Source organism: Dyella sp. (genome assembly GCF_051962475.1).
Taxonomy (GTDB): Bacteria; Pseudomonadota; Gammaproteobacteria; order Xanthomonadales; family Rhodanobacteraceae; genus Dyella_A.
On record NZ_JBQCCF010000060.1, the window covers coordinates 1 to 24,014 of the forward strand.

Genomic DNA, 24,014 nt, shown 5'->3' on the forward strand with positions numbered 1-24,014 from the left:
ATCTTCAAGGAGTTGATCGAGCAGCCGCAGGGTCTGATCCTGGTGACCGGACCGACTGGCTCGGGCAAGTCGACCACGCTGGCGGCGATGGTCGATCACATCAACAAGAACGAATATGGGCACATGCTCACGATCGAAGACCCGATCGAGTTCGTGCACACCTCGCAGAAGTGCCTGGTCAACCAGCGCGAGGTACATCGCGACACGCACGGATTCAACGAGGCGCTGCGCTCGGCGCTGCGCGAAGACCCGGACTACGTCCTCGTGGGCGAGCTGCGTGACCTGGAAACCATCCGCCTAGCGCTGACCGCCGCGGAGACCGGCCACCTGGTGTTCGGCACCCTGCATACCAGTTCGGCGGCCAAGACGGTGGACCGCATCATCGACGTGTTCCCGGCCGGCGAGAAGCCGATGGTGCGTTCGATGCTGTCCGAGTCGCTGCGTGCGGTGATCTCGCAGTCGCTTCTGAAGAAGGTGGGAGGCGGGCGCATCGCGGCGCACGAGATCATGGTGGGCATCCCGGCGATCCGGAACCTGATCCGCGAGGACAAGGTCGCGCAGATGTACTCGTCGATCCAGACCGGCCAGCAATACGGCATGCAGACGCTCGACCAGAACCTGCAGGATCTGGTCAAGCGCGGCATGGTCACGAGGCAGGAGGCGCTCACCTACGCCAAGAACAAGGAAACTTTCAAGTAAATGCCGCGGCCGGCGGGGCGCATCGCTCCGTCGCCCGGCTCGCGCCTGGGTTCAACGCTTTTTCGTCTCCCGGAGGAGACTCGCCATGAGCGATTTCGATTTCACCTCGTTCCTCAAGCTGATGGTCCACAAGAAAGCCTCGGACCTGTTCATCACGGCCGGCGTGGCGCCATCGATGAAGGTGCAGGGGCGCGTGGTGCCGATCACGCAGAGCCCGCTCAGTCCGCAGCAGTCGCGAGACATGGTGCTCAATGTAATGACGCCCTCGCAGCGCGAGGAGTTCGAAAAAACCCACGAGTGCCAGTTCGCCATTTCCGCGCAGGGCGTGGGCCGCTTCCGCGTATCGTGCTTCTACCAGCGCAACTGCGTAGGCATGGTGCTGCGCCGGATTGAGTCGAAGATCCCCACCATCGAAGAACTCACGCTGCCGCCGGTGATCAAGCAACTGGCGATGACCAAGCGCGGCATCATCATCTTCGTGGGTGGCACCGGCACCGGTAAATCGACTTCGTTGGCGGCGATGATCGGTTACCGCAACACCAATTCGACCGGACACATCATCACCATCGAAGACCCGATCGAATACGTCCACAAGCACGAGGGATGCATTATCACCCAGCGCGAGATCGGCATCGACACCGAGAGCTGGGAAAACGCGCTGAAGAACACGCTGCGCCAGGCACCGGACGTGATCATGATCGGCGAGGTGCGCACGCGCGAGACGATGGAGCACGCGATCAACTTCTCCGAGACCGGTCACCTGTGCCTGTGCACCCTGCACGCGAACAACGCCAACCAGGCGATGGACCGCATCCTGCATTTCTTCCCGGAGGATCGCCGCCAGCAACTGTTCATGGACCTGTCGCTGAATCTCAAGGGCATCGTGGCACAGCAGCTCATCCCAACCCCGGACGGCAAGGCCCGCCGGGTGGCGGTGGAGGTACTGCTGGGCACGCCGCTGGTGCAGGACTACATCCGCCAGGGCGAGATCCACAAGCTGAAGGAAGTGATGAAGGAGTCCACCAACTTGGGGATGAAGACCTTCGACCAGAGCCTGGTGGAGCTTTACCACGCTGGCGAGATCAGCTACGAGGATGCTTTGCGCCACGCCGACAGCTCCAACGAGGTGCGTCTGCGCATCAAGCTCGCACAGGGGGGCGACGCGCACACGCTGTCGCAGGGGCTCGACGGAGTGGAGCTGGAAGAGTCGCGCGAGAAGAACCAGTTCGGCGGCGGCCTGCTGCATCGCTGATGCGGGGGCGGCAGCCTGGGAGCGGCAAATAAGAAGGGGCCCCGTGGGGCCCCTTGACGTTTCGGCTCGTCGCGCTGTGAGCGCTTACTCGCCGCTTGCGGTCAGGGTCAGGCCGCTGGTGTCGACGCTCTTCACGCCCTTGACGCCGCGGGCAACCTGCTCGGCCTTCATCTTCTCGGCCGCGCTGCCGACGTGGCCGCTCAGGCGCACCACACCGTCATTGGTGTCGACCGAGATGTCGGTGGCATCCACGCCCTTGGTGGTGGCGAACTCGGACTTCACCTTGGTGGTGATCCAGGCATCAGCTGCCTTGTCCGGCACGGTCTGGTTGGACGAAGCCTTCGGCATGCTGTCCTGGGCAGCGACCTGCGCCAGCGGGGCGGCAGCAAACGCGGCGATCAGGCCCATGGCGACCAGGTTCTTGCGGATCAGATGGGTACGCATGGTGATTCTCCTCTCTCTTGAATGGCGCTGCCCTCAGGCAGTCGGTGCCCGTGTTGGCTACCTGGGGCCATGGCAACAATTCCCGCGTGAACGCCTTGTGGGCCGCGCGCTGCGCGATTCAGCGCGGCGATGGTCTTGCGAAGACCGCCGTGTGACGGCGCACACGCCACGCTCACGTACAAAAAAAGGGGCGCCGTGGGCGCCCCTTCTGTTGGCTGCGTGCCGAGCCCTTACTTGAGTTCGGTCTGGCTGGTGATCACCAGGCCGTCGGCGTCCACGTGTGCCTCGGTGCTGAGCGCCTTGATCCGTGCAGCCTGGGCCTGCAGCGCCTGGAACTGCGCGTGCGCCCGGGTGGCGGCTTCCTGGCGGGCGGCTGCCGGGTCGGTGCCGGGGGCGGCGTCCTTGTTCATCGCCGAACTCATCGCGGCCAGACTGTCGGCCTTGTCCATCATCAGCTGGATCCAGTTCTGGTACATGGCGCCATCCAGGTGCAGGCGCATCATGCGCCCGGCGTCACCTGCGGGCTCCTTCAGCGTGTCGGCGAGCTTGGCGTCCTCACCGGGGCCGATTGCCAGCGCGAGCGCCTTCTCGCCCATCGCTGCCCACACCGGCTGACCGATCATCTTGGTGAGATCGGCCGGCAGTGCGACCGGCTTGCCATCGGCGGTGATCTTCAGCTGCGCCAGCGCCGGGGTCATCATCTGGCCCATCGCCAGCAAGCCGGACGGATTGCTGGTGCCCAGCACGATGCGACCGGTGAAGCTCGGCACGCCCTGGCCGTTGCCGGCGTTGAGGCTGTCCAGCGCGATGCGCAGGCCGAGCAGGTCGCCGAACGGCGGAATGGCCGCCTTCTGCATCGCCGGGCCGAGCTTGGCGAAACCCTCATTGAGGTCGGCCAGTGCCGGGCAGCTGAACGGCTTGGCCGTCACCGCGTCGGCCTGGGCCGTCCAGAACGCGCGCAGGTCGGCCACGGGCAGGGCCAGGCTCATGTCGAACGGCGCGCTGGCGTCGGTTCCCAGGCCCGGCAGCGCCACCTTCAGCCCGGCGAACGCCTGGGTGATGTCGCTGGCCATCGCCATGTCCAGGCGCATGTCCTGGTGCTTGGCATCCAGCCGGGTGTAGCCGAAGCTCAGCGTGGGCACGCGCGCGGCGATGCGGGCGGCATCGGTTTCGCACGAAGCGGGGATCTGCATCTGGTTGGCCACCGGCTCGCCGGTCTTGGTCGACTCGGCCTGCGCATGGGCCTTGAACATGGCCTGGAACAACGGATCCTTGCCGCTGGCGATCAGCGGTAGCAGGTGGCTCAGGTCGACCAGGCCCACGGCCTGCTTGCCGTAGCCCTTGGCCTTGGCGAGTTTGGTCAGGCGACCGTCGTCCTGCAGGCTCTTGGCCGGGCGATCCAGGCCCAGCGCCTGTCGCAGTAAGGCGTCGGAGGCATCGGACGGCAGCAGGGCGGCAACTGCCTGCTTGCCCACCACGGCGAGGATGACCTCGGTACCTGCGGTGGTCGAGACGTGGCGGCGATAGCTCACGTCACCGAGCTTGGCGGTGTCGAGCTTCTTGCCATAGGCCGTTTCCAGCCGGCCGACGAAGGCGTCGAACGCGGCCGGGTCGGTGAGCTGGAAGCGGGCCACCGGCGCCAGTCCGAGGCCGTAGAAGGCCGAGTAGCCCTTCACGTTCAGCCCCGCGTTCTGGGCGAACTGCTCGACGGTCTTGCCGTCGAACTCGCTCGCGAATGCGCGCAGCAGGTTGGCGGTGTCCGGATCGGTGGCCTTCAGCTCGTCCGCTGCCGACTTCATCTGCGCCACCTGCGCGGGCAACTGGGCGTTGGCCTGGGCGAACAATGCCGCGCGGGTGTCATCGTCCAGTACGTCGAGGTTGGCCGCCACGTACGGCGTGTCCGCCGGAACGAAGGCCAACGGTGCATCCTTGTCCTTGTGGCCGCAGGCAGCCAGCAGGATGCCGGCCACGCCGAGCGCCAGTGCGCGCTTCATCGGTCGCATAATCTTCCCCATTTGATTGTGGTATCGCGGCGGCCATTATGCCGTCTGTTGGTGACGTTCCGCAGGTCAGCGGGCAAGCAACTCGCCGAGCACCGCCATGCGTATGAACACGCCGTTGCCGACCTGCTCCAGGATGCGCGACTGCGCGCCGTCGGCCACGTCCGAGGCGATTTCGATGCCGCGGTTGATCGGCCCCGGATGCATCACCAGGCACCCCTTGCGCGCCCTGGCCAGGCGGGTGGTGTCCAGTCCGTACTGGCGGAAGTAGGCCGCTTCGTCGGGCAGGTCGGTCTGCGCCATGCGTTCCTTCTGCAGGCGCAGCATGATCACCGCATCGACGCCCTCGATGGCCTTGTCGAAATCTTCCATGAACCGGCACTGCGGAAATTCCGCCGCGTCTGGCATGAGCGAGGCTGGGCCGCACAGGCGGATGTCGCGCACGCCCAGCGCGCTGAGCGCGTGCACGTCCGAGCGGGCCACGCGCGAGTGCTTTACGTCGCCGCAGATGGCCACGCTGAGGTTCTCGAAATCCGGGCGATGCTGGCGGATGGTGAGCGCGTCGAGCAGGCCCTGGGTGGGGTGCGCACGGTTGCCGTCGCCGGCGTTGATCACCGACACGCCGCTCATCGCGTGGCGCACCAGCTCGTCGGGTGTGCCGGACACCTTGTGCCGCACGATGATCGCATCCAGGTGCATCGCCTCGAGCGTGTGCAGCGTGTCGTACAGCTCCTCGCCCTTGTTGGCCGAGGAAAAGCCGATGTCGAAATTCACCACGTCGGCGCCCAGGCGCCGCGCCGCCAGTTCGAACGAGGTGCGCGTGCGGGTGGAGGGTTCGAAGAACAGGTTGAGCACCGTGCGGCCGGCCAGCAGGTCGATCTTGCGCGTACCGTGGGCGCAGGCGTCGCGCATGGCCATGGCGCGGTCGAGCAGGCGCTCGATCGTCTCGCGCGGCAGATGTTCGAGCGTGGTGAGGTGACGCAGGCGTGGGCTCATGGCAACTCGGCGTTGGGTGCGGAGGAAGAAAGGGGTGAGTCGAGCTCGGCCGTGGCCAGCCAGCGCTCGAGGATCACGGCGGCCGCTTCGGCATCGACCTGTGCGCCATCGCGGCGACGGCGCAGGCCGGCTGCGCGCGCGCCAGCGAAGCGTTCGGCCGCTTCGCGCGAGCTGTGCCGTTCGTCCACCAGTACGGGCGCGGTGCCGTAGCGCTGCCTGAGCCCGTCGGCGAAGCGCCGGGCCAGCTTGCTGGCCGGCTGCTCGGCGCCGTCGAGAGTGAGCGGAAGGCCGACCACCAGCGCCTGCGGCAACCATTCGCGATGCAGGCGATCGAGCGCGGACCAGTCCGGCTGACCCTCTCGCATGGCGACGGTGGCGAGCGCCCGTGCGCTTTGGGTGAAGCGGTTGCCGACGGCCACGCCGATCAGTTTGCTGCCCACGTCGAAACCCAGCACACAGCTCATCGGGCCGGACTCATGCGTGGCCGGCGTAGCCGGGGAGCTGCAGCGGATCGAGCCCGATCAGGCCGGCGGCAGCGCTCCAGCGCTCCTCCAGCGGAGTGTCGAAAATGACCCGGTCGCTGGCTTCTACGGTGAGCCAGCTGTTGTCCTTGAGCTCCTGCTCGAGCTGGCCGGCGCTCCAGCCGGAGTAACCCAGCGCCAGCAGCGCGTGGCGCGGTCCTTCCCCTGCGGCCATCGCGATAAGGATGTCGCGCGAGGTGGTGATCGACCACACGTCGTTGACGCGGAAGCTGGATTCCCAGTGGCCGTGCTCGCGATGCAGCACGAAGCCCCGCTCCTGCTGCACCGGGCCGCCGATCAGCACCGGCGCGTCGGCAAGCTCCGGATCGGCGCAATCGAGTTTCATCTGGCCGAGGATGTCGCCCATGCGGTATTCGGACAGCTGGTTGATCAGCAGGCCGATGGCGCCGTCCTCGTCGTGCTGGCACAGCAGCGCCACGCCCCGCGAGAACGGTGCGTCGGCCAGGCTGGGCATGGCGATGAGGAAGTGCCCGGCGAGGGAGGAGGGGAGGGAGTCACGCATCGGCGCATTGTAGTCCCGCCGACCGCGGCCTGCCTGTACGCCGGCTGCTGCGCAGTTACTTGTTGCGCAGGATGTCGCCGGGCAGGAATTGCCAGGTCCGCGTGATGTACAGCTCGTCCACGCCCTTGTCGCGGGGAATCGGCGGAAACGGTGCGGCCAGCCGCACGATGCGCTCGGCCGCGGCATCCAGCAGCGGCGAGCCGGAGCTCTTGATCACCTCGATGCTGTTGATGCCGCCGCCGCGGTTGAGGCCCACCGTGAGCAGCAGCTCCCCGTGCAGCTGGCGCCGCCGTGCTTCGCTTGGATAGTTGAGGTTGCCGATGCGCTCGACCCGGTCGGACCAGCCGCGCATGTAGGCCGCATACGCGTACTCGCGGGTGTTGGCGGAGATGTATTTCTTTTTCGGCCGCTTGGCGTACGCCTCGTTCTTGTGGCGCAGTTCGGCGGCGAGTTGGGCGATCTCCTGCTCGCGGCGCAGTTCGGCGGCGCGATCATTCGGGTCGCTGGTCACCTCCGGCTTGCCGGTGCTGGCATCGACACTGAAACGGCTGTCGCCGCGGGTGGTGACCAGGCGCTGGTCGGTCGGCGGCTGCGGCGCGGGCGTGGTGGCCTGCACGTGGGCGCTGGCAATGCCCGGGGTGGGCTTGGGCAACGGGCCGGTGAAGGTGTTGGAGGGCCGTTCGGCACGGTCGCGATCGCCGCCGCCGCGGTTGTTGGCCTGCGCCAGGAAATCGGCCTTGTCCGGCGCTTGCCGGTTGGCCACGTTGACCAGGGTCACGTCCAGCGTAGGCAGGCTCGAAGCCGGCTTGACGAACTGGAACGTGATGCCGAGCAGCAGCACGCCATGGAACAGCAGGGAAAACAGCATGGTGGCCCCGATCATGTCGGGGCGTTGGGGGCGAGGGACGGCGTTGCTCACTGAGACACGGGTTCCGCGGCGGTGCGTTCGATGGCGTCGAACAGGGTGCCGGCGATGTTAAGCCCGAACTGGGCATCCAGCTCCCGGATGCAGGTCGGGGATGTGACGTTGATCTCGGTCAGATAATCGCCGATCACGTCCAGCCCCACGAAACGCAGGCCGCGGTGGACCAGTTCCGGCCCCACCTCGGCGGCGATCCAGCGATCGCGATCGGACAGCGGTACGCCTTCGCCGCGCCCACCGGCGGCGAGGTTGCCGCGAAACTCGTTGCCCTGGGGGATGCGCGCCAGCGCATAGGGCACCGGTTCGCCGTCCACCAGCAGCACGCGCTTGTCGCCCGCGCTGATCTGCGGGATGAACTTCTGCGCCACCGCGAACTGCCGGCCCTGGCCGTGCGAATCCCCGCCGAGCAGGGTTTCGAGCATGGAGTTGAGGTTGCTGTCGCCACTCCGGACGCGGAAGATGCCGCGCCCGCCCATGCCGTCCAGCGGCTTGAGCACCGCCTCGCCATGCTCGTCGACAAACCGGCGCAACTCGGCGGGATCGCGCGCGACCAGGGTCGGCGCCATGCACTGTGGGAAGTGCAGCGCGAACACCTTCTCGTTGCAGTCGCGCAGCGCGCGTGGATCGTTGATCACCTGTACGCCGTGATGCTGCGCGGCCTCCAGCACCATGGTGTCGTAGAGAAACTGCTGGTCGACCGGCGGGTCCTTGCGCATCAGCACCACGTCGAGCTCGCGCAGGTCGCGCCAGCACGCCTCGCCGATGCTGAACCAGCCGCTGGGATCATCCTTCACGGTCAGTGGTGCCAGACGCGCCCACGGCGACCCGTCACGCAGTGCCAGGTCGCCCTGTTCCATGTAGAACAGCCGATGGCCGCGGCGCTGCGCTTCGAGCAGCATGGCGAAGGTGCTGTCCTTGGCGATCTTGATGGCGCCGATGGGGTCCATCAGCACGGCGACCGAGAACGACATGGGTTTCTCCGGGTGGGGTGACTGGAGTGGGGTGACGGCATCGGCTCCGCGTTGCGGTAGCCGACGGCGGCGGGAACGTGATGGTGGCCGAGCGCAGGCTGCCCGGCAAGGCGCCGCCCAGGAGGGTGGGGCGATCAAGTCCGGGGCGTGGAGGCCGACATCTTCGTGGAAGGGCGGCACAATCGGCATCCCGCTTCATTTTGGCTTGACGGGCCGTGGGGCAAGCGGTAAACAGCAACGGCTGAAGGCGTCATCCGAAAAAGGCGTCTCTACCAAATAAAAGCTGGATTCTTTTCATCTGCACGAACCGCGCACGGCAATCCCACCAGCGCGGTGAGTGCTTCACCTGAGCCTGGGGCGGGCCACAGGGGGGTTGAGTGAACTTGAACGTGAGTGCAAACGGATTGGCCGGTCTGAAGGTCATGGTGATCGACGACTCCAAGACGATCCGGCGCACGGCCGAAACCTTGCTGAAGAAGGAAGGCTGCGACGTGCTGACAGCCGTCGACGGCTTCGAGGCCCTGGCGAAGATTTCCGACCAGAAGCCGTCCATCATCTTCGTTGACATCATGATGCCGCGCCTGGACGGGTATCAGACCTGCGCGCTGATCAAGAACAACCCCCAGTTCCGGGCCACCCCGGTCATCATGCTCAGCTCGAAGGACGGGCTTTTCGACAAGGCCCGTGGCCGCATCGTCGGCGCCGAGCAATACCTGACCAAGCCGTTCACGCGTGACGAACTGCTGGGAGCCATACACCGCCATGTGGGTACGGCAGCCTGATTTCCGTGACTCCGGCGTCTGAGGGGAGGCCTGTGGCAAAGATTCTCATCATCGACGACTCACCCACCGACGTGCGGGTGTTCACCACGTTGCTCGAGGGGGCCGGTCATTCGGTGTCCGCCGTAAGCACGGCCGAAGAGGGCGTGGAGCGCGTGCGCGCCGACCTGCCCGACCTGGTGATCATGGACGTGATCATGCCGGGCATGAACGGCTTCCAGGCCACACGCACGCTGACGCGCGATCCGGCGACCTCGGCGGTGCCGATCGTGATGATCACCACCAAATCGATGGAAACCGATCGCGTCTGGGGCCTGCGCCAGGGCGCGCGTGCCTTCATCACCAAGCCGGTGAAGGAAAAAGAGCTGTTGGCGTGCATCAACGACCTGTTGCCGAGCGCGGCATGAACGAGGCAGTCAATCTCTCTCCGTTCGAGGTGCTCGCCCGCTACGAGCGGCTCTCGCTGGCGCACGCATCGGACACGCGACAGACCATGGAGGCGCCGGGGTTGTGGCGCGGCATCGGCTATCGCGTCGGTTCGCGTCTGTTTGTCAGCAGCATCGACGAAATCAATGAGCTTCTGGCCGTGCCGGTGCTGACTCCGGTACCCGGCACGCTGCCGTGGCTGCTGGGTGTCGCCAACGTGCGCGGCAATCTGGTGCCGGTCATCGACCTGGGTCGATTCCTGTTCGGCGCCCGGACCCAGCCCAGCGAGCGCACGCGCCTGCTGGTGGTCCGGCAGAGCGGCGGCAGCGTGGCGCTGATGGTGGACGAGGTGTTCGGCCAGCGTACGGTCGACGAACAGCAGCGACGGGAGGCGGAGCCGGAGGACGATCCGCGCCTGGCGCGTTTTGTCGATGACCGGGTCGGTGAGCAGAAGCTGGCGTTGTTCAGCATGGGCAAGCTGGTACGTGCCCCGGATTTCCGTCAGGCCGCGGCCTGACGTTCGATAAGCGTTGAGGTAGGGCCGGTGCCGCATTCGGGCCGGAAACAGGGGCGGCAAGTCTCGGGCGGTGCGCGCGGCGCATGGACCCACGGTTGTGGAAGGGTGAGGTGAACATGAGCACTACAGGGGGCATCGGCAAGGAACGCGGCTATACCGGCCTGATCGTTCTGCTGCTGATCTCGATCGGTTTCGCGGCGCTGGATTTCGTCTTTCTCAACCAGAAGAACGCCGAAGACCGACAGGCCGTGGCACTGACCACGCAGATCCAGGTGCTGTCGCAGCAGACGGCGAAGTACGCGATCGAATCGGCGGACGGCAACGTCAACTCCTACCAGGAGCTGGCCACCACCCGTAACGCCATCGATTCGGCCGTGCAGAAGCTCACCAAGGGCGATCCCAAGGGTGGCATGCAGGCCTACGGCGACAACAACGCCTCGCCCGCCGGTCGCGCCGTCACCGCGCTGAACAATGCCTGGGCTCAGCTCGATGGCGACATCGGCAAGATCCTGTCGAACAAGTCGGTGGTGCTCGACTCGGCCAGTCGCGCCGACACCTTGTCCAAGCAGATCCCGCTGCTCAATTCCAGCACCGAGCAGGTGGTCAACATCCTCCAGCAGAAGAACGGCAGCGCGGACCAGATGCTCGGTTCGTCGCGCCAGATGCTGGTGGCCGACCGCATGATCCGCCGCGTGCAGGAGGTGCTGCAGGGTGGCGACACCGCGCAGTCCGCCGCCGATGGCCTGGCCCGCGATGCGCAACTGTACGGCACAGTGCTCAAGGGCCTGACCGAGGGCGACAGCGCCGCGGGCATCCGCGCGATGAACGACGCCAACGCGCAGAAGATCCTCAACGACATGCAGACCAGCTGGAGCGGCCTGGCCGATCCGGTGGCCAAGCTGGTTTCCGCCGCGGGCAACATCGCCGACGTGAAGCGCGCCGGCAACCAGGCCTCGCTGGATTCGCAGAACGTGCTGCTGCGCGCCAACGAACTGGCCGACCAGATCGGCAAGCTGCCGCTGCGCCGGCTGTTCCCGAACCTGTGGTGGGGCATCATCGGCGCGATCGGCACGGTGGCGTTCGCGCTGCTGCTGGTGTTCACGCTGGTGCGCGACCAGCGCAAGCGCTTCCAGGATTCGGCCGAGCTCAACCAGCGCAACCAGGAGGCGATCATGCGCCTGCTGGACGAAATGGGTTCGCTCGCCGAAGGCGACCTCACGGTGAAGACGACGGTGTCGGAAGACATCACGGGCGCCATCGCCGACTCGGTGAACTACGCCATCGATGAGTTGCGCACTCTGGTGACCACGATCAACGAGACCTCCGAGCAGGTTTCTTCGTCGGCGCAGGAAACCCAGACCACCGCCCGCCAGCTGGCCGAATCGGCGCAGGCGCAGGCGCAGCGCATCAGTACCGCGACCTCGGCGATCAATCAGATCGCCAGTTCGATGGACAACGTGTCGAAGGATTCGGCCGAGTCGGCCGACGTGGCCGAGCGCTCGGTGCAGATCGCCTCGCGCGGCGCCGAAGTGGTGCGCGAGACCATCTCGGGCATGGACTCGATCCGCGACCAGATTCAGGAAACCTCCAAGCGCATCAAGCGCCTGGGCGAGTCCTCGCAGGAAATCGGCTCGATCGTGGAACTGATCAACGACATTGCCGAGCAGACCAACATCCTCGCGCTCAACGCGGCCATCCAGGCAGCGTCGGCCGGTGAGGCCGGCCGCGGTTTCGCGGTGGTGGCGGACGAAGTGCAGCGCCTCGCCGAACGTTCGGCGAGCGCGACCAAGCGCATCGAAACGCTGGTGCAGGCGATTCAGTCCGATACCAACGAGGCGGTCAGCTCGATGGAACAGACCACCGCCGAGGTGGTGTCCGGAGCCCGCAAGGCCGAGGACGCCGGCAGCGCGCTGGGCGACATCGAGCGCGTCTCGCACGATCTGTCCGCACTGATTCAGAACATCTCCACGGCAGCAAGACAGCAGTCGGCGGCGGCGACGGACATTTCCCAATCGATGAACGCGATCCAGGAAATCACCTCGCAGACGTCGCAGGGCGCCAGCCAGACGGCCGACTCGATCGGTTACCTGGCACAGCTGGCCAGCGATCTGCGCCGCTCGGTGGCGCACTTCAAGCTGCCGGGTTGACACGGGCTTACATGACAGGGGGCAACCTCGACGGTTGCGCTATGCCTTTTGGCGCAGCCGCAGTGAGGGGCGCATGAGACTTCAAGACCACATCGATTTCACCACCCTGCAGTGGGTCAAGCCGGAGCTCGACGAGACTCTGGCCGCGGCCCGCGATGCGCTGGAGTCCTACGTCGACAACCCGGGCAACCGGGATGCGATGCGCTCGTGCGCCGACAGCCTGCATCAGGTGCACGGCACCCTGCAGATGGTCGAGCTGTACGGCGCCGCCATGGTCGCCGACGAGATGGAGACGCTGTCCATCGCGCTTCTCGAGGACCACGTGCCCCAGCGCGAAGAGGCCTATGCCTCACTGATGCGCGGCCTCATGCAGCTGCCGGACTACCTCGAGCGCCTCTCCAGCGGCCACCGTGACGTGCCGGTGGTGCTGCTGCCGCTGCTCAACGAGCTGCGTGCCAGCCGCAAGATGGCGGCACTGACGGAAGTGGCGCTGTTCAACCCGCGCCTCGACGCGCCGCTACCGCCGCAGGCTCCGCCGGCGGTGAGCGAGACCGAGGCGCTCGCGCGCCGCGGTCGCGTGGCCGATCTACGCCTGCGCTTCCAGCAGCAGTTGCTGGCCTGGTTCCGCGGGCAGAACGCCGATCAGCAGTTGCTGGGCATGCGCGACACCCTCAACGCGATCACCGGTTGCTGTCACAGCACGCCCGGTCGTCGGCTTTGGTGGATTGCCGCCGGCGCGCTGGAAGGGCTCGAGCAAGGGCATCTCAAGACGCAAGCCGCCGAAGTGCGCCAGCTGATCGGCAAGGTCGATCGCAGCATCCGCCAGATGCTCGAGCATGGCGAGGAAAGCCTGCGCGGCGGCGATGCCGACGACCTGGCGCGCAAGCTGCTCTTCATCGTGGCGCAGGCCAAACAGCGCAGTCCGCAGATGCAACTGCTGCGCGAAACCTATGCACTGGACAGCCTGCTTCCCGACGCCGCCGAACTGGAACACGCGCGCGGCTCGATGGCCGGCCACAACCGCGCGCTGCTCGACTCCGTCTCGCGCGCGCTGAAGGAGGACCTGCTGCGGGTGAAGGAGGCGCTGGATCTGTTCTTGCGCCAGAGCGACGCCGACCCGGCCCAGTTGGCGGCGCAGAGCGAAGTGCTCGAACGCGTAGGCGATACGCTGGGCATGCTGGCGCTGAGCGTGCCGCGCCGCGTGATCAACGAGCAGCGCCGCATCCTCGACGAGATTGCCAACCGCATGCGAGCGGCCGAGGACGAGACGCTGCTGGACGTTGCCGGTGCGCTGCTCTACGTGGAAGCGTCGCTGGACGACCATATCGAGAGCCTCGGCAGCAGCGAAGAGCCGAGCGCCGAGATGGGCGCCACGCCAGCGCTGCCGCGCAGCGAGGCTCGCCACATCATGGCCACCTTGATGCAGGAGGCCACCGCCAACACCAATCGTGTCAAGGACGCGATCGTCGGCTTCGTCGAATCGGCCTGGCAGCACCACCATCTCAAGGACGCACCCGGCCAGATGGAAGAGGTCGCCGGCGCCATGCGCATGCTTGCGAGCACGCGTCCGGCCGAGCTGGCCGACGGTATCGGCCGGTTCATCGGCAACGAGCTGCTGGGCGATCGTCGCGTGCCCAGCAGCGCGCAGATGGACCACCTGGCCGATGCGCTGGCTGCCCTGGAGTACTACCTGGAGGCCGCCCGCGAGCATCGCGGCGGACTCGAGCACATCCTCGACGTGGCCGAGCTCAGCCTGTCGATGCTCGGCTACTGGCCGGTGCCGGCGGCGCGCGCGCCGCTCCCCGCGCCCGAGCCGGAACTGCCGGTGGAGCCCTCCGGCTATGCCCTGGCTGGACTGGACGAGGAGCTGGCCGCCCAGCCGGCGCTGTCCGAGTCGGTAAGCGTGGGCGCTGGCGACGATCTCGGCAGCCTGATGTTCGGTCAGGCGCCGGTGCCGGCCGAGCCCGCGCAGGACGTGTCGGGCCTGCATCTGGCCGAGACGGTGGATTCGTCTGCCGCCATGGCGGGTGCGGATGCCGGCGACGGCGGCGAAGACTGGATCGAGATCGAGGAGGAAGTGGTCGAGCAGCGCCCGGTGGCCGATCCGATGGCCGCGGACGCGGGCTTCCAGAGTTCCACCGACGGCATCGACGACGACATTCGCGAGATCTTCCTGGAGGAAATGCAGGAAGAGATCGACAACTTGCAGAGCGCCGAGCAGGCCTGGCTGGCCGATCCTGCGCAGATCGCCGCGCTCACGCCGATCCGCCGCTCGTTCCACACGCTCAAGGGATCGGGCCGCCTGGTGGGCGCGACCACGCTGGGTGAATTCGCCTGGCGCGTGGAGAACATGCTCAATCGCATGCTGGACCAGAGCATCGAGCCGCACGAGGGTGTGCAGGCGCTGGTGCGCCATGCCATCGCCGCGTTGCCGCAGTTGCTGACGGCGCTGCGCGGGGAAGGCACGCCGGATGCGCCGCTGGGTGCCATCATGCAGACCGCCGACCGCCTGGCCGCTGGCGAGCAGGCGGACATTTCGCAGTTCGCCACCGGAGCCACCGAGACCGTGCGCCGCGTCGTGCGTCGCCGCGTGCCGCGCTTCGATACCGCCAGTGCCGACGTGCCCGCCGCCACCTTGGCGAGCGCGGCCGAGACGGCGCCGTCGGAGCCCGTCGCGCCGGCCGAAAGCATCGCAATGCCGGTGATGCCGCCGGTCGACTCGGTGCTGCTGGAAATTCTGCGCAGCGAAGTGGCCCAGTACCTGCAGACCATCCGCGCGCATATCGGCCGCAGCGGCACTGAGCTGCGCATCGAGGATGCCTTGCTGCGCGCCGTGCACACGCTACACGGCGCCATCGCCATGGTCGACATTTCGCTGCTTACGCAGCTCCTGTCTCCGCTGGAGAGCCTGCTCAAGCGCCTGCGCGCGGCCAATGTGCCGCTGTCGACTGAAGGGTTGCATCTGTTGGGCCGCTCGGCCGACGTGGTCGATCACGTCATGGCCCAGTTCGACGCTGTCGATCCGCAGTTGCCCGACGTCGACGCGCTGGTCGCCCGCATCACCGAACTGCGCGATGCGCAGCCCGAACCGCAGGTGGCGCACGTTGTCTTCGAATCGCGCGACGAGGATGCCGACGAAGGCGAGGCGGGCGATTCGCACGCCGAGGCGGCCGCCGCACTGGACGAGAGCCTCGCCGAAGTGGATGCACGCCGCGAGCAGCAGCTCGAGGACGAGCATCACGATCGTCTCGCCGACGAGATGATGGCGGCGCTGGACGCATTCGATCCGTTGCAGCAGGGTGCATCGCTGCCGACGCCGCCGACGCCGCCGACAACACCGATGGCCTCCGACGAAGAGGACATCGCGGCGATGTTCGCCGGCTTGCTCGACGAAACGCCGGCCGAACCGGCCTCCGTCGAGGAAGCCGATGCCGAGGCACAAGCCGACGATACAGAGCCTGCTGAAGAGCATGCCGAGACCGAGATGATCCCGGTCGAAGAGCCACTTGAGGCCGCGGACGAGGCGCCGGCCGCTGCCGAAGAGACCGCCGCCGTTCCCGCCGAGGACGCGGACGAGCTGCCGGCCGATGCATCGCCGTCCGAGGCGCTGGATGCCGAGGAGCCGGAGTTGCCGGCGACCGCATCCGACGAGGCGGTCGAGCAGGCCGTGGCCGAGGAGCAGGCCGAGGAAAGCGAGGACGAACGCGACGAGGACGAGGGTGCCGAGGACGCCGAGCTGTGGCGCGGCGATATCGATCCGGATCTCCTCGAAGTGTTCGCCGAGGAAGCGCGCGAAATCCTCGACCACGCCGACGAGGCGCTTGCCCAATGGCGCGCCGAGCCAGCGGATCTGGCCCAGCTGCCTTCGCTGCAGCGCGACCTGCATACGCTCAAGGGTGGTGCACGCATCGCCGGCTTCGTGCCGGTGGGTGACCTGGCCCACGCGATCGAGACCCTGCTGGAGAAGCCGATCAGCGGTGAGGGTGCCCAGGTGGCGACCCTGATCGGCGCACTGGAAGTGGGCTTCGACCGCCTGCATGCCCTGGTGCAGCGGATCAGCCAGAACAAGGGCATCCGCTACCCGCAGGACACCATCAATCACCTGCTCGCGCTCGCGGGCGAAGAGGCACTGGTCGAGCGCGGCGAGGAGATGGCGTCGGCTGCGGCCGCTACGCCGGCACGCGAGCCGGCGGTGGCCGCCGCCGAGCTGCCCGAGCTGCTGCCGGAACTGTTGCCGGACGGCCACGACGAGGCCCGTTCGCCGCAGGAACAGATTCGTGTCCGCGCCGAGCTGCTGGACAACCTGGTGAACCATGCCGGCGAGGTGGCGATCTACCGCTCGCGTCTGGAACAGCAGGTCGCCGGCTACCGCTTCAACCTGGTCGAGCTGGAACAGACGGTCGCGCGACTGCGCAGCCAGCTGCGCATGCTGGAAATCGAAACCGAGGCGCAGATCATCGCGCGCTTCCAGCGCGAGCATCGCGAAGCGGGTATGGCGGTGTTCGATCCGCTGGAGCTCGACCGGTTCTCCCAGCTGCAGCAGTACTCGCGTGCGCTGGCCGAGTCGGTGTCGGACCTTGTCTCGATCCAGAGCATGCTCGACGAACTGACCCGTCAGTCCGAGACGCTGCTGATCCAGCAGTCACGCGTGAGCTCGGACCTGCAGGAAGGTCTGCTGCGCACGCGCATGCTGCCGTTCGACACGATGGTGCCGAACCTGCGTCGCACGCTTCGCCAGGCCGCCCAGGAAGAGGGCAAGCGCGCCCAGCTTTATGTGGTGGGCGCGCACGGCGAAATGGATCGCAACCTGCTCGACCGCATCAAGGCGCCGTTCGAGCACATGCTGCGCAACGCGATCGCCCACGGCATCGAGTCACCGGAAGAGCGCCGCAAGGCGGGCAAGCCGGAAGAGGGTGCGGTGCGCATCCGCGTCGCCCGCGAGGCCACTGAAGTGGTCGTCCGCCTTTCGGACGACGGCCGCGGCCTCGATCGCGAAGCCGTGCGCAAGCGCGGCGTCGAACGCGGGCTGCTGCGCGCCGAAGCCAAGCCGAGCGACGACCAGCTGCTCGCCCTGATCACCCAGCCGGGCTTCTCCACCGCCAGTTCGGTGACCCAGTTGGCCGGTCGCGGCGTGGGCATGGACGTGGTGGCCAACGAGATCAAGCAGCTCGGCGGTTCGCTGTCGATCGAATCGCAGCCGGGCAAGGGCACCACCTTCGTGCTGCGCCTGCCGTTCACGCTGGCGGTCACCCAGGCGATCCTGGTGCGCATCGGCGAGTCCACCTTCGCCATCCCAATGACCTCGGTGCAGGGCGTAGCCCGCATCACGCCGGACGAGCTGTCGATCCACCTGGCTTCGGACGAGCCGTCGTTCCTGCATAACGGCGAGGACTACGGCATCCACGATCTGGCCGAACTGCTCGGTCTCACCGCCAGCTATGCCGCGGACGAACCGCAACTGCCGTTGCTGATCACCCGCGCCGGCGACCTGCGTGCGGCAATCCGCATCGACGCGGTGATCGGTTCGCGCGAGATCGTGGTCAAGTCGGTCGGCCCGCAGATCAGCTCGGTGCCGGGCCTGCTCGGCGCAACGATCATGGGCGATGGCTCGGTGCTGATGATTCTGGATCTCGCCCCGCTGGTGCGCTACGGCATCGCCCGCCGCGAGCAGCGCCTGGCCGAGGGCCTGGCGCCGGTGTCCACGCCGGTGATCGAGGAGACCCGCGCCAAGCCGTTGGTGATGGTGGTGGACGATTCGATCACCATGCGCAAGGTCACCGGCCGCGTGCTGGAACGACACGATTACGAGGTCAACACCGCGAAAGACGGCGTCGACGCGCTGGAGAAACTGCACGAACAGCGCGTGCCGGACCTGATGCTGTTGGACATCGAGATGCCGCGCATGGACGGCTACGAGTTGGCCGAGCACATGAAGGCGGATCCACGCCTGCGCGACGTGCCGATCATCATGATCACCTCGCGTACCGGCGAAAAGCATCGCCAGCGCGCGTTCGACATCGGCGTGGATCGCTACCTCGGCAAGCCGTACCAGGAAGCCGAGCTGCTGGCGCAGATTGGGGAGGTGCTCGAGCAGCGCGCGATGGAGCTCGCCAATGGCTGAAGCAACGGCCGTCGCCCTGCTGTTTGACGACGCGGAGCTCGGTGCCCACCTGCGCGAGGCCCTGCACGAGCGCGGTGCCAGCATCGTCCACGAGGGCGGGCTGGCCGATCTCAGCAGGGCACTGCTCGAGCGCATCGGTGCCGACGTCGTGGTGATCAACCTCGACGACGCCGTCGACGAGGTACTCGATCGGCTGGACGATTCGATTCAGGGCGACCATCCGCGGGTCGTGTTCAACGAGGCCGCATCCAGCCGGGCGTTGGACGGCTGGGCGCGCGCGCGCTGGGCCCGTCATCTGGCGGCCAAGGTGATGGCGCGCAGCGACGTCGATCCGCCGCGCCCCCCGGCTCCGGCCGAGGTCGAGCCGGCCTTGGCCGCAGCACAGGCCGACGCATCGGATGAACCCGCGTTCGCGGCCACCGTCGCGCTCGCTGCGGAAGACCTGCACGAGGCGCAGACCGCGGCCGAATCGGAATCGCTGGAAGCCGAGCTCGAAGCACTGCTCGCCGGCGATCCGCTGCCGGGGGATGCCGAAGAGGATGCTTTTTCCGAGGCTGCGCGCCCTGCTGCGCCGCCCGCTTTCGTCAGCTCGTCGGAGCTGGACCTGGATACCCGCGAACTGGACGATTTCGAGCTGGACGAGCTGGCGCTCGGCGAGCTGGACCAGCCGCTGCCGGAATCGCCGCTTTACGACGGCGACTTCCTGGACAGCTCGTTCGAACCGGACGCGGTCGACAGCGCCGCAGAAGAGCCGCCGGCCGCCGATGAGTCGCCGGCCGCGCCGCTGGGTGCGGGCCTGAGTCTGGCCGATCCCGTCGTAGATCTGCCGGCGCCCAGACAGGATGCGAAGGCAGCGGCGGAAGAGGCGCCAAACCGCTTCACGCTGTCCGATGCCTGGTCGTTGGTCGACGACGAAGAGCTCGTCGCCGCGCCGCCTGTTCCCAGCCGTCCGTCGGCCGCCGAGTTCGGCATCGAAAAGGTCAGTGCGCTGGACTTCCTGGCGCCCGAATCCGATGCCGCCGAGCCGGCTTCCGAACCGTTCATGACGCTCGAGCTGGTGTCGCTGGAAGAGGCCATCGCGCCCAAGGCCTACGATCCGCACGCCGGCAACGAAATGCTGCTCGAAGAGCTGGCCGGTGGCTTGTCCCGTGTCGTGCTGACCGGTGCCACGCTGGACAGCCGGGCCTCCGTCGCCGAGTTCCTGCGCCGGCTTCCACAGGGGTTCCGCGCGACCATCGTGCACATCCAGCACCTGGGCGGTCGCCCGGTGGAAGAGCTGGTGCAGGAGTTGGCCGGATGCTCCTCGATGCCGGTGCGCCCGGCCGCGCACGGCCAGTTCGTGCGCTCCGGCGAGATCGTGGTGGTGCCGCCGGATTGCCAGCTGCGCCTCACCCGCGATGGCAAGCTGGAGATCAAGCCGGCGCAGAACGCGCCCGCCAGCAGCCCGTCGATCGATGCCAGCTTCACGGCCGTGGCCAACGTGTTCGGTGTGGATGCCCTGGCGATCGTGTTCGCCGGGCAGGCCAACGACGCCGTGGCCGGTTGCCAGGCGGTGCACGACCGCGGCGGCCGCATCTGGGTCGAGGATGCTCCGGGTGAGCACTACGCCGACATGGTCGGCGGCGTGCTGGCCGAACACCTGGCCGACTTTTCCGGCACGCCGGCGGAACTCGCCGCGCGCCTGATCGAGGAATACTGATGAGCGAACAGCCCCTCCCGCGCGAAATCCGCTGCGTGCTGGTGCCGGCCGGCGACCTGCGCCTGCTGCTGCCCAACGCCACGGTCGCCGAAGTGATCACCCAGCCCACGCCTGAGCCGGTGGAAGGCGCGCCGGACTGGCTGCTCGGCCGTATCGCCTGGCGCGGCTGGCGCGTGCCGCTGGTGTCGTTCACCCGCCTGGCCGGCGCCGGCGAGGGCGACCCGGACCTCGCGGTGCGCGTGGCCGTGCTCAAGGCGCTGGGCGGCAATCCGGAGCTGCCCTTCATCGCCGTGCTCACCCAGGGTTTCCCGCGCCTGACCACGCTCAACTCCGAGCTGATCATCCCCACCCACGACGGCACCGCGCTGCCGCCGGGCGTGCGCGCGCATGTGCTGGTGCGCGACGACATGGCGGTGATTCCCGATCTGGAAATGATCGAGCGCGAGCTCGGCAGCCTGCTCGCCGTCGAAGCCTGAGTTACCAGCTGGACCCTGCAACGGCGCGCCCGATGGCGCGCCGTTTGCGTTTGCAGGGGTTACAGGTCGCCGTGCAGCGCCTGCAGCGCGGCCAGTGCCGCCAGCCCCGCCGTTTCGGTGCGCAGGATGCGCGGCCCCAGTTGCAGCCCTTGGAAACCATGCGCGAGCAGCGCGGCCACGTCACGTTCGCCCAGGCCGCCTTCCGGCCCCACCACCAGCAGCGCTCCGTCCGGCGTCGGTGCCAGCTCGCGCGGGCGACGGCTGCCGTCGGGCAGCAGGGCCAGGCGCAGCGCGCCGCCATCGAGCCGATCCAGCCAGGTGGCCAGCGGCTGCGGCGCGACGATCGAGGGCAGCACGGCCCGGCCGCTCTGCTCGCAGGCGCTGGCGATCACCGCCTGCCAGTGCGCCAGGCGCTTGGCCGCGCGATCGACGTCCAGCTTCACCTCCGAACGCTCGGTCAGCAGCGGCACGATGGCGCTCACGCCCAGCTCGGTGGCCTTCTGCACGATCAGGTCCATCTTCTCGCCGCGCGCCACCGCCTGGGCCAGCACCAGCCGCAGAGGCGACTCGCTGGTCACTGCGGTGCGCTCGCCGATCGCCACGCTGACCTGGCGCTTGCCTGCTTCCGTGATGGTGGCGGCGTAGTCGTGGCCGTCGCCGTTGAACAGCACCAGCGGATCGCCCGCGCCCAGCCGTAGCACGCGCGCCACATGCTCGGCGGCCTGCGCGGGCAGGGCGAGCGAGCTGCCGGCGGTCAGCGACGGGTGGTCGACGTGGATGCGGATGGTGCGCATGGCGGGCACGTTGCGTTGCGAAACGCCAAGGATAGCCGAGCGCGTCCGCGCGCCGCCCTGCGCGCTTACTGTCGCAGCGCGCGTTCGATACCGGCGACGGCGGTGTCCACGAGATGGTCCAGTTCGTCCGTCGTGATCACGTAGGGCGGCATGAAGTAGACGATATTGCCCAGTGGGCGCAGCAGGGCGCCGTGCTCCAGCCCGTGCAGATAGACCTCCAGCCCGCGCCGCTCGCCGGCCGGAAAGGGCAGGCGCGTCGCCTTGTCGGCCACCAGCTCGACCGCGGCGATCAGCCCGGTCTGGCGCACGTCGGCGACATGCGGGTGGTCGCGCAGTGGCGCGACGCGTGCCGCCAGATGGGCGGCCAGCGCGCGGTTGCGCTCCAGCACCGGCTCCTCGCGGAAGATCGCCAGCGTCTCCAGCGCCACCCGGCAGGCCAGCGGGTTTCCGGTGTAGCTATGCGAGTGCAGGAAGGCCTTGCCGGCGTTGTATTCGGCGTAGAACGCCTCGTACACCCGCTCGGTGGTGAGCACCGCCGACAGCGCCATGAAGCCGGCGGTGAGCCCCTTGGACAGGCACAGGAAGTCGGGCGACACATGTGCCTGTTCGCAGGCGAACAGCGTGCCGGTGCGGCCGAAGCCCACGGCGATCTCGTCGGCGATGAAGTGCACGTCGAACTCGTCGCACAGCGCGCGCAGGCCGACAAGGTAATCCGGGTGGTACATGCGCATGCCACCGGCGCACTGCACCAGCGGCTCGACGATCACCGCGCAGGTCTCGTGGGCATGGCGCTCCAGCAGCGCGCGCAGTTCGCCCAGCCGGCGCGCGGCGATCTGCGGCGGCGTCTCCCCCGGCTCGCCTTCGTAGGTGTCCGGCGAGGGCGCCAGGATCGGCGTCAGCAGCAGCGGCGCGTAGGTCTTGCGGTACAGCGCCACGTCGCTCACCGAGAGCGCGCCCAGCGTCTCGCCGTGGTAGCTGCCGGTGAGTGCAATGAAGCGGGTCTTCTCGCCGTGGCCCTGGTTGAGCCAGTAGTGGAAGCTCATCTTCAGCCCCACTTCGATCGCCGCCGAACCGTTGTCGGCAAGGAACACCCGCTCCAGCCCGGGCGGGGTGATGCGCACCAGTTCCTCGGCCAGTTGGATGGCTGGCTCATGGGTGAAGCCGGCGAAGATCACGTGCTCCAGTTGCTGCGCCTGGTCGGCCAGCGCCGCGGCGATGCGCGGGTTGGCGTGGCCGAACAGGTTGGTCCACCAGGAACTGACGCCGTCGAGGTAGCGGCGCCCGTCCGCGTCGATCAGCCAGGCGCCCTCGCCGCGCACGATCGGCACCATCGGGATGCGCTCGTGGTCATGCATCTGGGTGCAGGGGTGCCAGACGTGGCGGAGATCGCGCTGGGCGAGTGCGCGGTTGCTGCGGTCGTGCGTAGTCATCCGGCTATGATCGTGGGCTCGCGCCGGGCACTCAAGCCGCGCGATCGATCCAGGCCGGAGTCCGTGCGTTGACGTGGTGGAAGAAACTGCTGCTGGGCCTTGCCGTCGTCGTGGTCACGCTGGCGTTGCTGGTGTGGTTTGCGCCGGCGCGCTGGGTTGCGCCGATGGTCGAGACGCGGCTGCGCGGCGTGCAGCTGCGCGAGGTGTCGGGCAGCGTGTGGGACGGTCGAGTAGGCGAGGCGGTGCTGGCCGACGGCACGGTGCTGGGCCGGCTGGACTGGCAATTGTCGCGCCGAGCTCTGTTCGGCCAGGTACGCCTGCACGCGGCCATCGACGGACCGGCCCTGCGCGGTCACGGTGATGTCGCGCGTGACGGTGACACAGCCAGTTGGCGCGGCGTGCAGCTGCACCTGACGCTGGACGCGCTGCCGCATCCGTCGGCGACGCCGTGGGGCGTGCCGTGCGGCGAACTTGTGCTGGATCTACAGCAGATGCAGGTGCTCAAGGGCTGGCCCGACAGCGTGTCGGGCCGCGTGCGCTGGACGCGCGCAGCCATGCAGACGCCGCAGGCCGGCGTCACCCTGGGCGACCTGCTGGCGGACCTGAGCGGCAGCCACGGCGTGATCCGTGCCGATCTGCGCGACGGCGGCAGCGGCCCCCTGGCGCTGGCTGGCGTGCTCCAGCTGAGCCCGATCGGCTGGCGCCTCGACGCGCGTCTGTCCGCGCGCGATCACGACCCTGCACTGCAACGCTGGCTGGCCCGTCTGGGTCCGCCGGATGCGCAGGGTGTCACCCATCTTCAACGCGGCGCCGGCGTGGGCGCCCTGAATGCCGGAGCTTCCCGATGATGCCTGTCGATCTCACCCCCGCCCTGGCCGCTGCCCGCGAGGCCGCCGCAGCCGCCGCCGAGGTGATCCTGCATTACTGGCGCAAGGGCGTGGACGTGGAGCTGAAGTCCGACGACACCCCGGTCACCATCGCCGACCGCGAGGCCGAGCTGGCGATCCGTCGCATCCTCACCGCAGCGCTGCCGGAGGCGGCGATCTACGGCGAGGAGTTCGGCCTGGAGGGCAGTCGCGACGGCCTGCTGTGGCTGGTCGATCCGCTGGACGGCACCAAGAGCTTCGTGCGTGGCACGCCGTATTTCTCCACCCAGATCGCCCTGATGCACGCGGGCGAATTGGTACTGGGCGTGTCGCACGCTCCCGTCTATGGCGAAACCATGTGGGCGCGTCGCGGTGGCGGCGCGTTTTTTGAGGGAACCTCCCCGGAAGGAAAGCGCGTGCACGCGGCCAAC

Annotated in this window: 20 protein-coding genes; 11 read left to right on the top strand and 9 right to left on the bottom strand. The window is 67.9% G+C overall.

The genetic code is table 11. From position 1 onward, the window contains the following. Both ACTHJF_RS13215 and ACTHJF_RS13220 read left to right on the top strand, forming a co-directional pair. On the top strand, positions 1-699 hold a 699-nt coding region (locus tag ACTHJF_RS13215; protein ID WP_440267519.1), incomplete at its 5' end, for a type IV pilus twitching motility protein PilT. Between the two features lie 85 nt (positions 700-784). Then, the gene (locus ACTHJF_RS13220; protein ID WP_431634191.1) at positions 785-1,951 is read left to right on the top strand and encodes a PilT/PilU family type 4a pilus ATPase; all 1,167 of its coding nucleotides are present in this window, start codon (positions 785-787) and stop codon (positions 1,949-1,951) included. A gap of 84 nt (positions 1,952-2,035) precedes the next feature. On the opposite strand, the gene ACTHJF_RS13225 is transcribed toward ACTHJF_RS13220, so the two are convergent. The 7 genes from ACTHJF_RS13225 to gshB all read right to left on the bottom strand — a co-directional run bounded on the left by ACTHJF_RS13225 (position 2,036) and on the right by gshB (position 8,328). Then, complete coding sequence (locus ACTHJF_RS13225; protein ID WP_431634190.1) at positions 2,036-2,395, bottom strand: BON domain-containing protein; 360 nt, start codon at positions 2,393-2,395, stop codon at positions 2,036-2,038. 230 nt (positions 2,396-2,625) lie between these two features. Beyond that, positions 2,626-4,398, bottom strand: a complete 1,773-nt coding sequence (locus ACTHJF_RS13230) for a hypothetical protein (RefSeq protein WP_440267520.1) — start codon at positions 4,396-4,398, stop codon at positions 2,626-2,628. A gap of 66 nt (positions 4,399-4,464) precedes the next feature. Continuing rightward, positions 4,465-5,391: an aspartate carbamoyltransferase catalytic subunit gene (locus tag ACTHJF_RS13235; RefSeq protein WP_440267521.1), complete on the bottom strand. Its 927-nt coding sequence runs from the start codon at positions 5,389-5,391 to the stop codon at positions 4,465-4,467. Beyond that, on the bottom strand, positions 5,388-5,855 hold the full coding sequence (gene ruvX / locus ACTHJF_RS13240; protein WP_440267522.1) for a Holliday junction resolvase RuvX: 468 nt from the start codon (positions 5,853-5,855) through the stop codon (positions 5,388-5,390). Before ruvX ends, ACTHJF_RS13235 begins: the two co-directional genes overlap by 4 nt. Positions 5,856-5,865: 10 nt before the next feature. Continuing rightward, on the bottom strand, positions 5,866-6,435 hold the full coding sequence (locus ACTHJF_RS13245; RefSeq protein WP_440267523.1) for a YqgE/AlgH family protein: 570 nt from the start codon (positions 6,433-6,435) through the stop codon (positions 5,866-5,868). Positions 6,436-6,490: 55 nt separating this feature from the next. Further along, a complete protein-coding gene (locus ACTHJF_RS13250) occupies positions 6,491-7,303 on the bottom strand; it encodes an energy transducer TonB (RefSeq protein ID WP_440267524.1) in 813 nt (270 codons plus the stop codon). Positions 7,304-7,350: 47 nt separating this feature from the next. Then, positions 7,351-8,328, bottom strand: coding sequence for a glutathione synthase (gshB, locus tag ACTHJF_RS13255; RefSeq protein WP_440267525.1), 978 nt, complete (start codon positions 8,326-8,328; stop codon positions 7,351-7,353). A 422-nt stretch (positions 8,329-8,750) separates the two neighbouring features. Here gshB and pilG point away from each other — a divergent pair, with 422 nt between their 5' ends. From pilG to ACTHJF_RS13290, 7 genes are all read left to right on the top strand, one after another. Then, a complete protein-coding gene (gene pilG / locus ACTHJF_RS13260; RefSeq protein ID WP_431638170.1) occupies positions 8,751-9,110 on the top strand; it encodes a twitching motility response regulator PilG in 360 nt (119 codons plus the stop codon). Positions 9,111-9,142: 32 nt separating this feature from the next. Continuing rightward, positions 9,143-9,514: a response regulator gene (locus tag ACTHJF_RS13265; RefSeq protein WP_431634183.1), complete on the top strand. Its 372-nt coding sequence runs from the start codon at positions 9,143-9,145 to the stop codon at positions 9,512-9,514. Beyond that, a complete protein-coding gene (locus ACTHJF_RS13270; RefSeq protein ID WP_440267526.1) occupies positions 9,511-10,050 on the top strand; it encodes a chemotaxis protein CheW in 540 nt (179 codons plus the stop codon). Before ACTHJF_RS13265 ends, ACTHJF_RS13270 begins: the two co-directional genes overlap by 4 nt. Before the next feature lie 116 nt (positions 10,051-10,166). Further along, positions 10,167-12,197, top strand: a complete 2,031-nt coding sequence (locus ACTHJF_RS13275) for a methyl-accepting chemotaxis protein (RefSeq protein ID WP_440261133.1) — start codon at positions 10,167-10,169, stop codon at positions 12,195-12,197. Positions 12,198-12,270: 73 nt separating this feature from the next. Then, positions 12,271-18,318 carry an Hpt domain-containing protein gene (locus tag ACTHJF_RS13280; RefSeq protein WP_440267527.1) on the top strand — a complete coding sequence of 2,016 codons (6,048 nt, stop codon included), beginning with the start codon at positions 12,271-12,273 and terminating at the stop codon, positions 18,316-18,318. Beyond that, entirely contained in the window at positions 18,311-20,017 is a 1,707-nt protein-coding gene (locus tag ACTHJF_RS13285; RefSeq protein WP_440267528.1) for a chemotaxis protein CheB, read from the top strand. The genes ACTHJF_RS13280 and ACTHJF_RS13285 overlap by 8 nt, the downstream gene beginning before the upstream one ends. Then, a complete protein-coding gene (locus tag ACTHJF_RS13290) occupies positions 20,017-20,493 on the top strand; it encodes a chemotaxis protein CheW (protein WP_440267529.1) in 477 nt (158 codons plus the stop codon). The genes ACTHJF_RS13285 and ACTHJF_RS13290 overlap by 1 nt, the downstream gene beginning before the upstream one ends. 59 nt (positions 20,494-20,552) lie before the next feature. On the opposite strand, the gene ACTHJF_RS13295 is transcribed toward ACTHJF_RS13290, so the two are convergent. Then, a complete protein-coding gene (locus tag ACTHJF_RS13295; RefSeq protein ID WP_440267530.1) occupies positions 20,553-21,287 on the bottom strand; it encodes a 16S rRNA (uracil(1498)-N(3))-methyltransferase in 735 nt (244 codons plus the stop codon). Positions 21,288-21,352: 65 nt separating this feature from the next. Continuing rightward, a complete protein-coding gene (locus ACTHJF_RS13300; RefSeq protein ID WP_440267531.1) occupies positions 21,353-22,717 on the bottom strand; it encodes an adenosylmethionine--8-amino-7-oxononanoate transaminase in 1,365 nt (454 codons plus the stop codon). 68 nt (positions 22,718-22,785) lie between these two features. On the opposite strand from ACTHJF_RS13300, the gene ACTHJF_RS13305 reads away from it, so the two are divergent. After that, positions 22,786-23,565, top strand: a complete 780-nt coding sequence (locus tag ACTHJF_RS13305) for a type II secretion system protein N (protein ID WP_440267532.1) — start codon at positions 22,786-22,788, stop codon at positions 23,563-23,565. Then, positions 23,562-24,014: inositol monophosphatase family protein (locus tag ACTHJF_RS13310; protein WP_440267533.1), on the top strand; the 453-nt coding region annotated here is incomplete at its 3' end. The genes ACTHJF_RS13305 and ACTHJF_RS13310, both read left to right, overlap by 4 nt.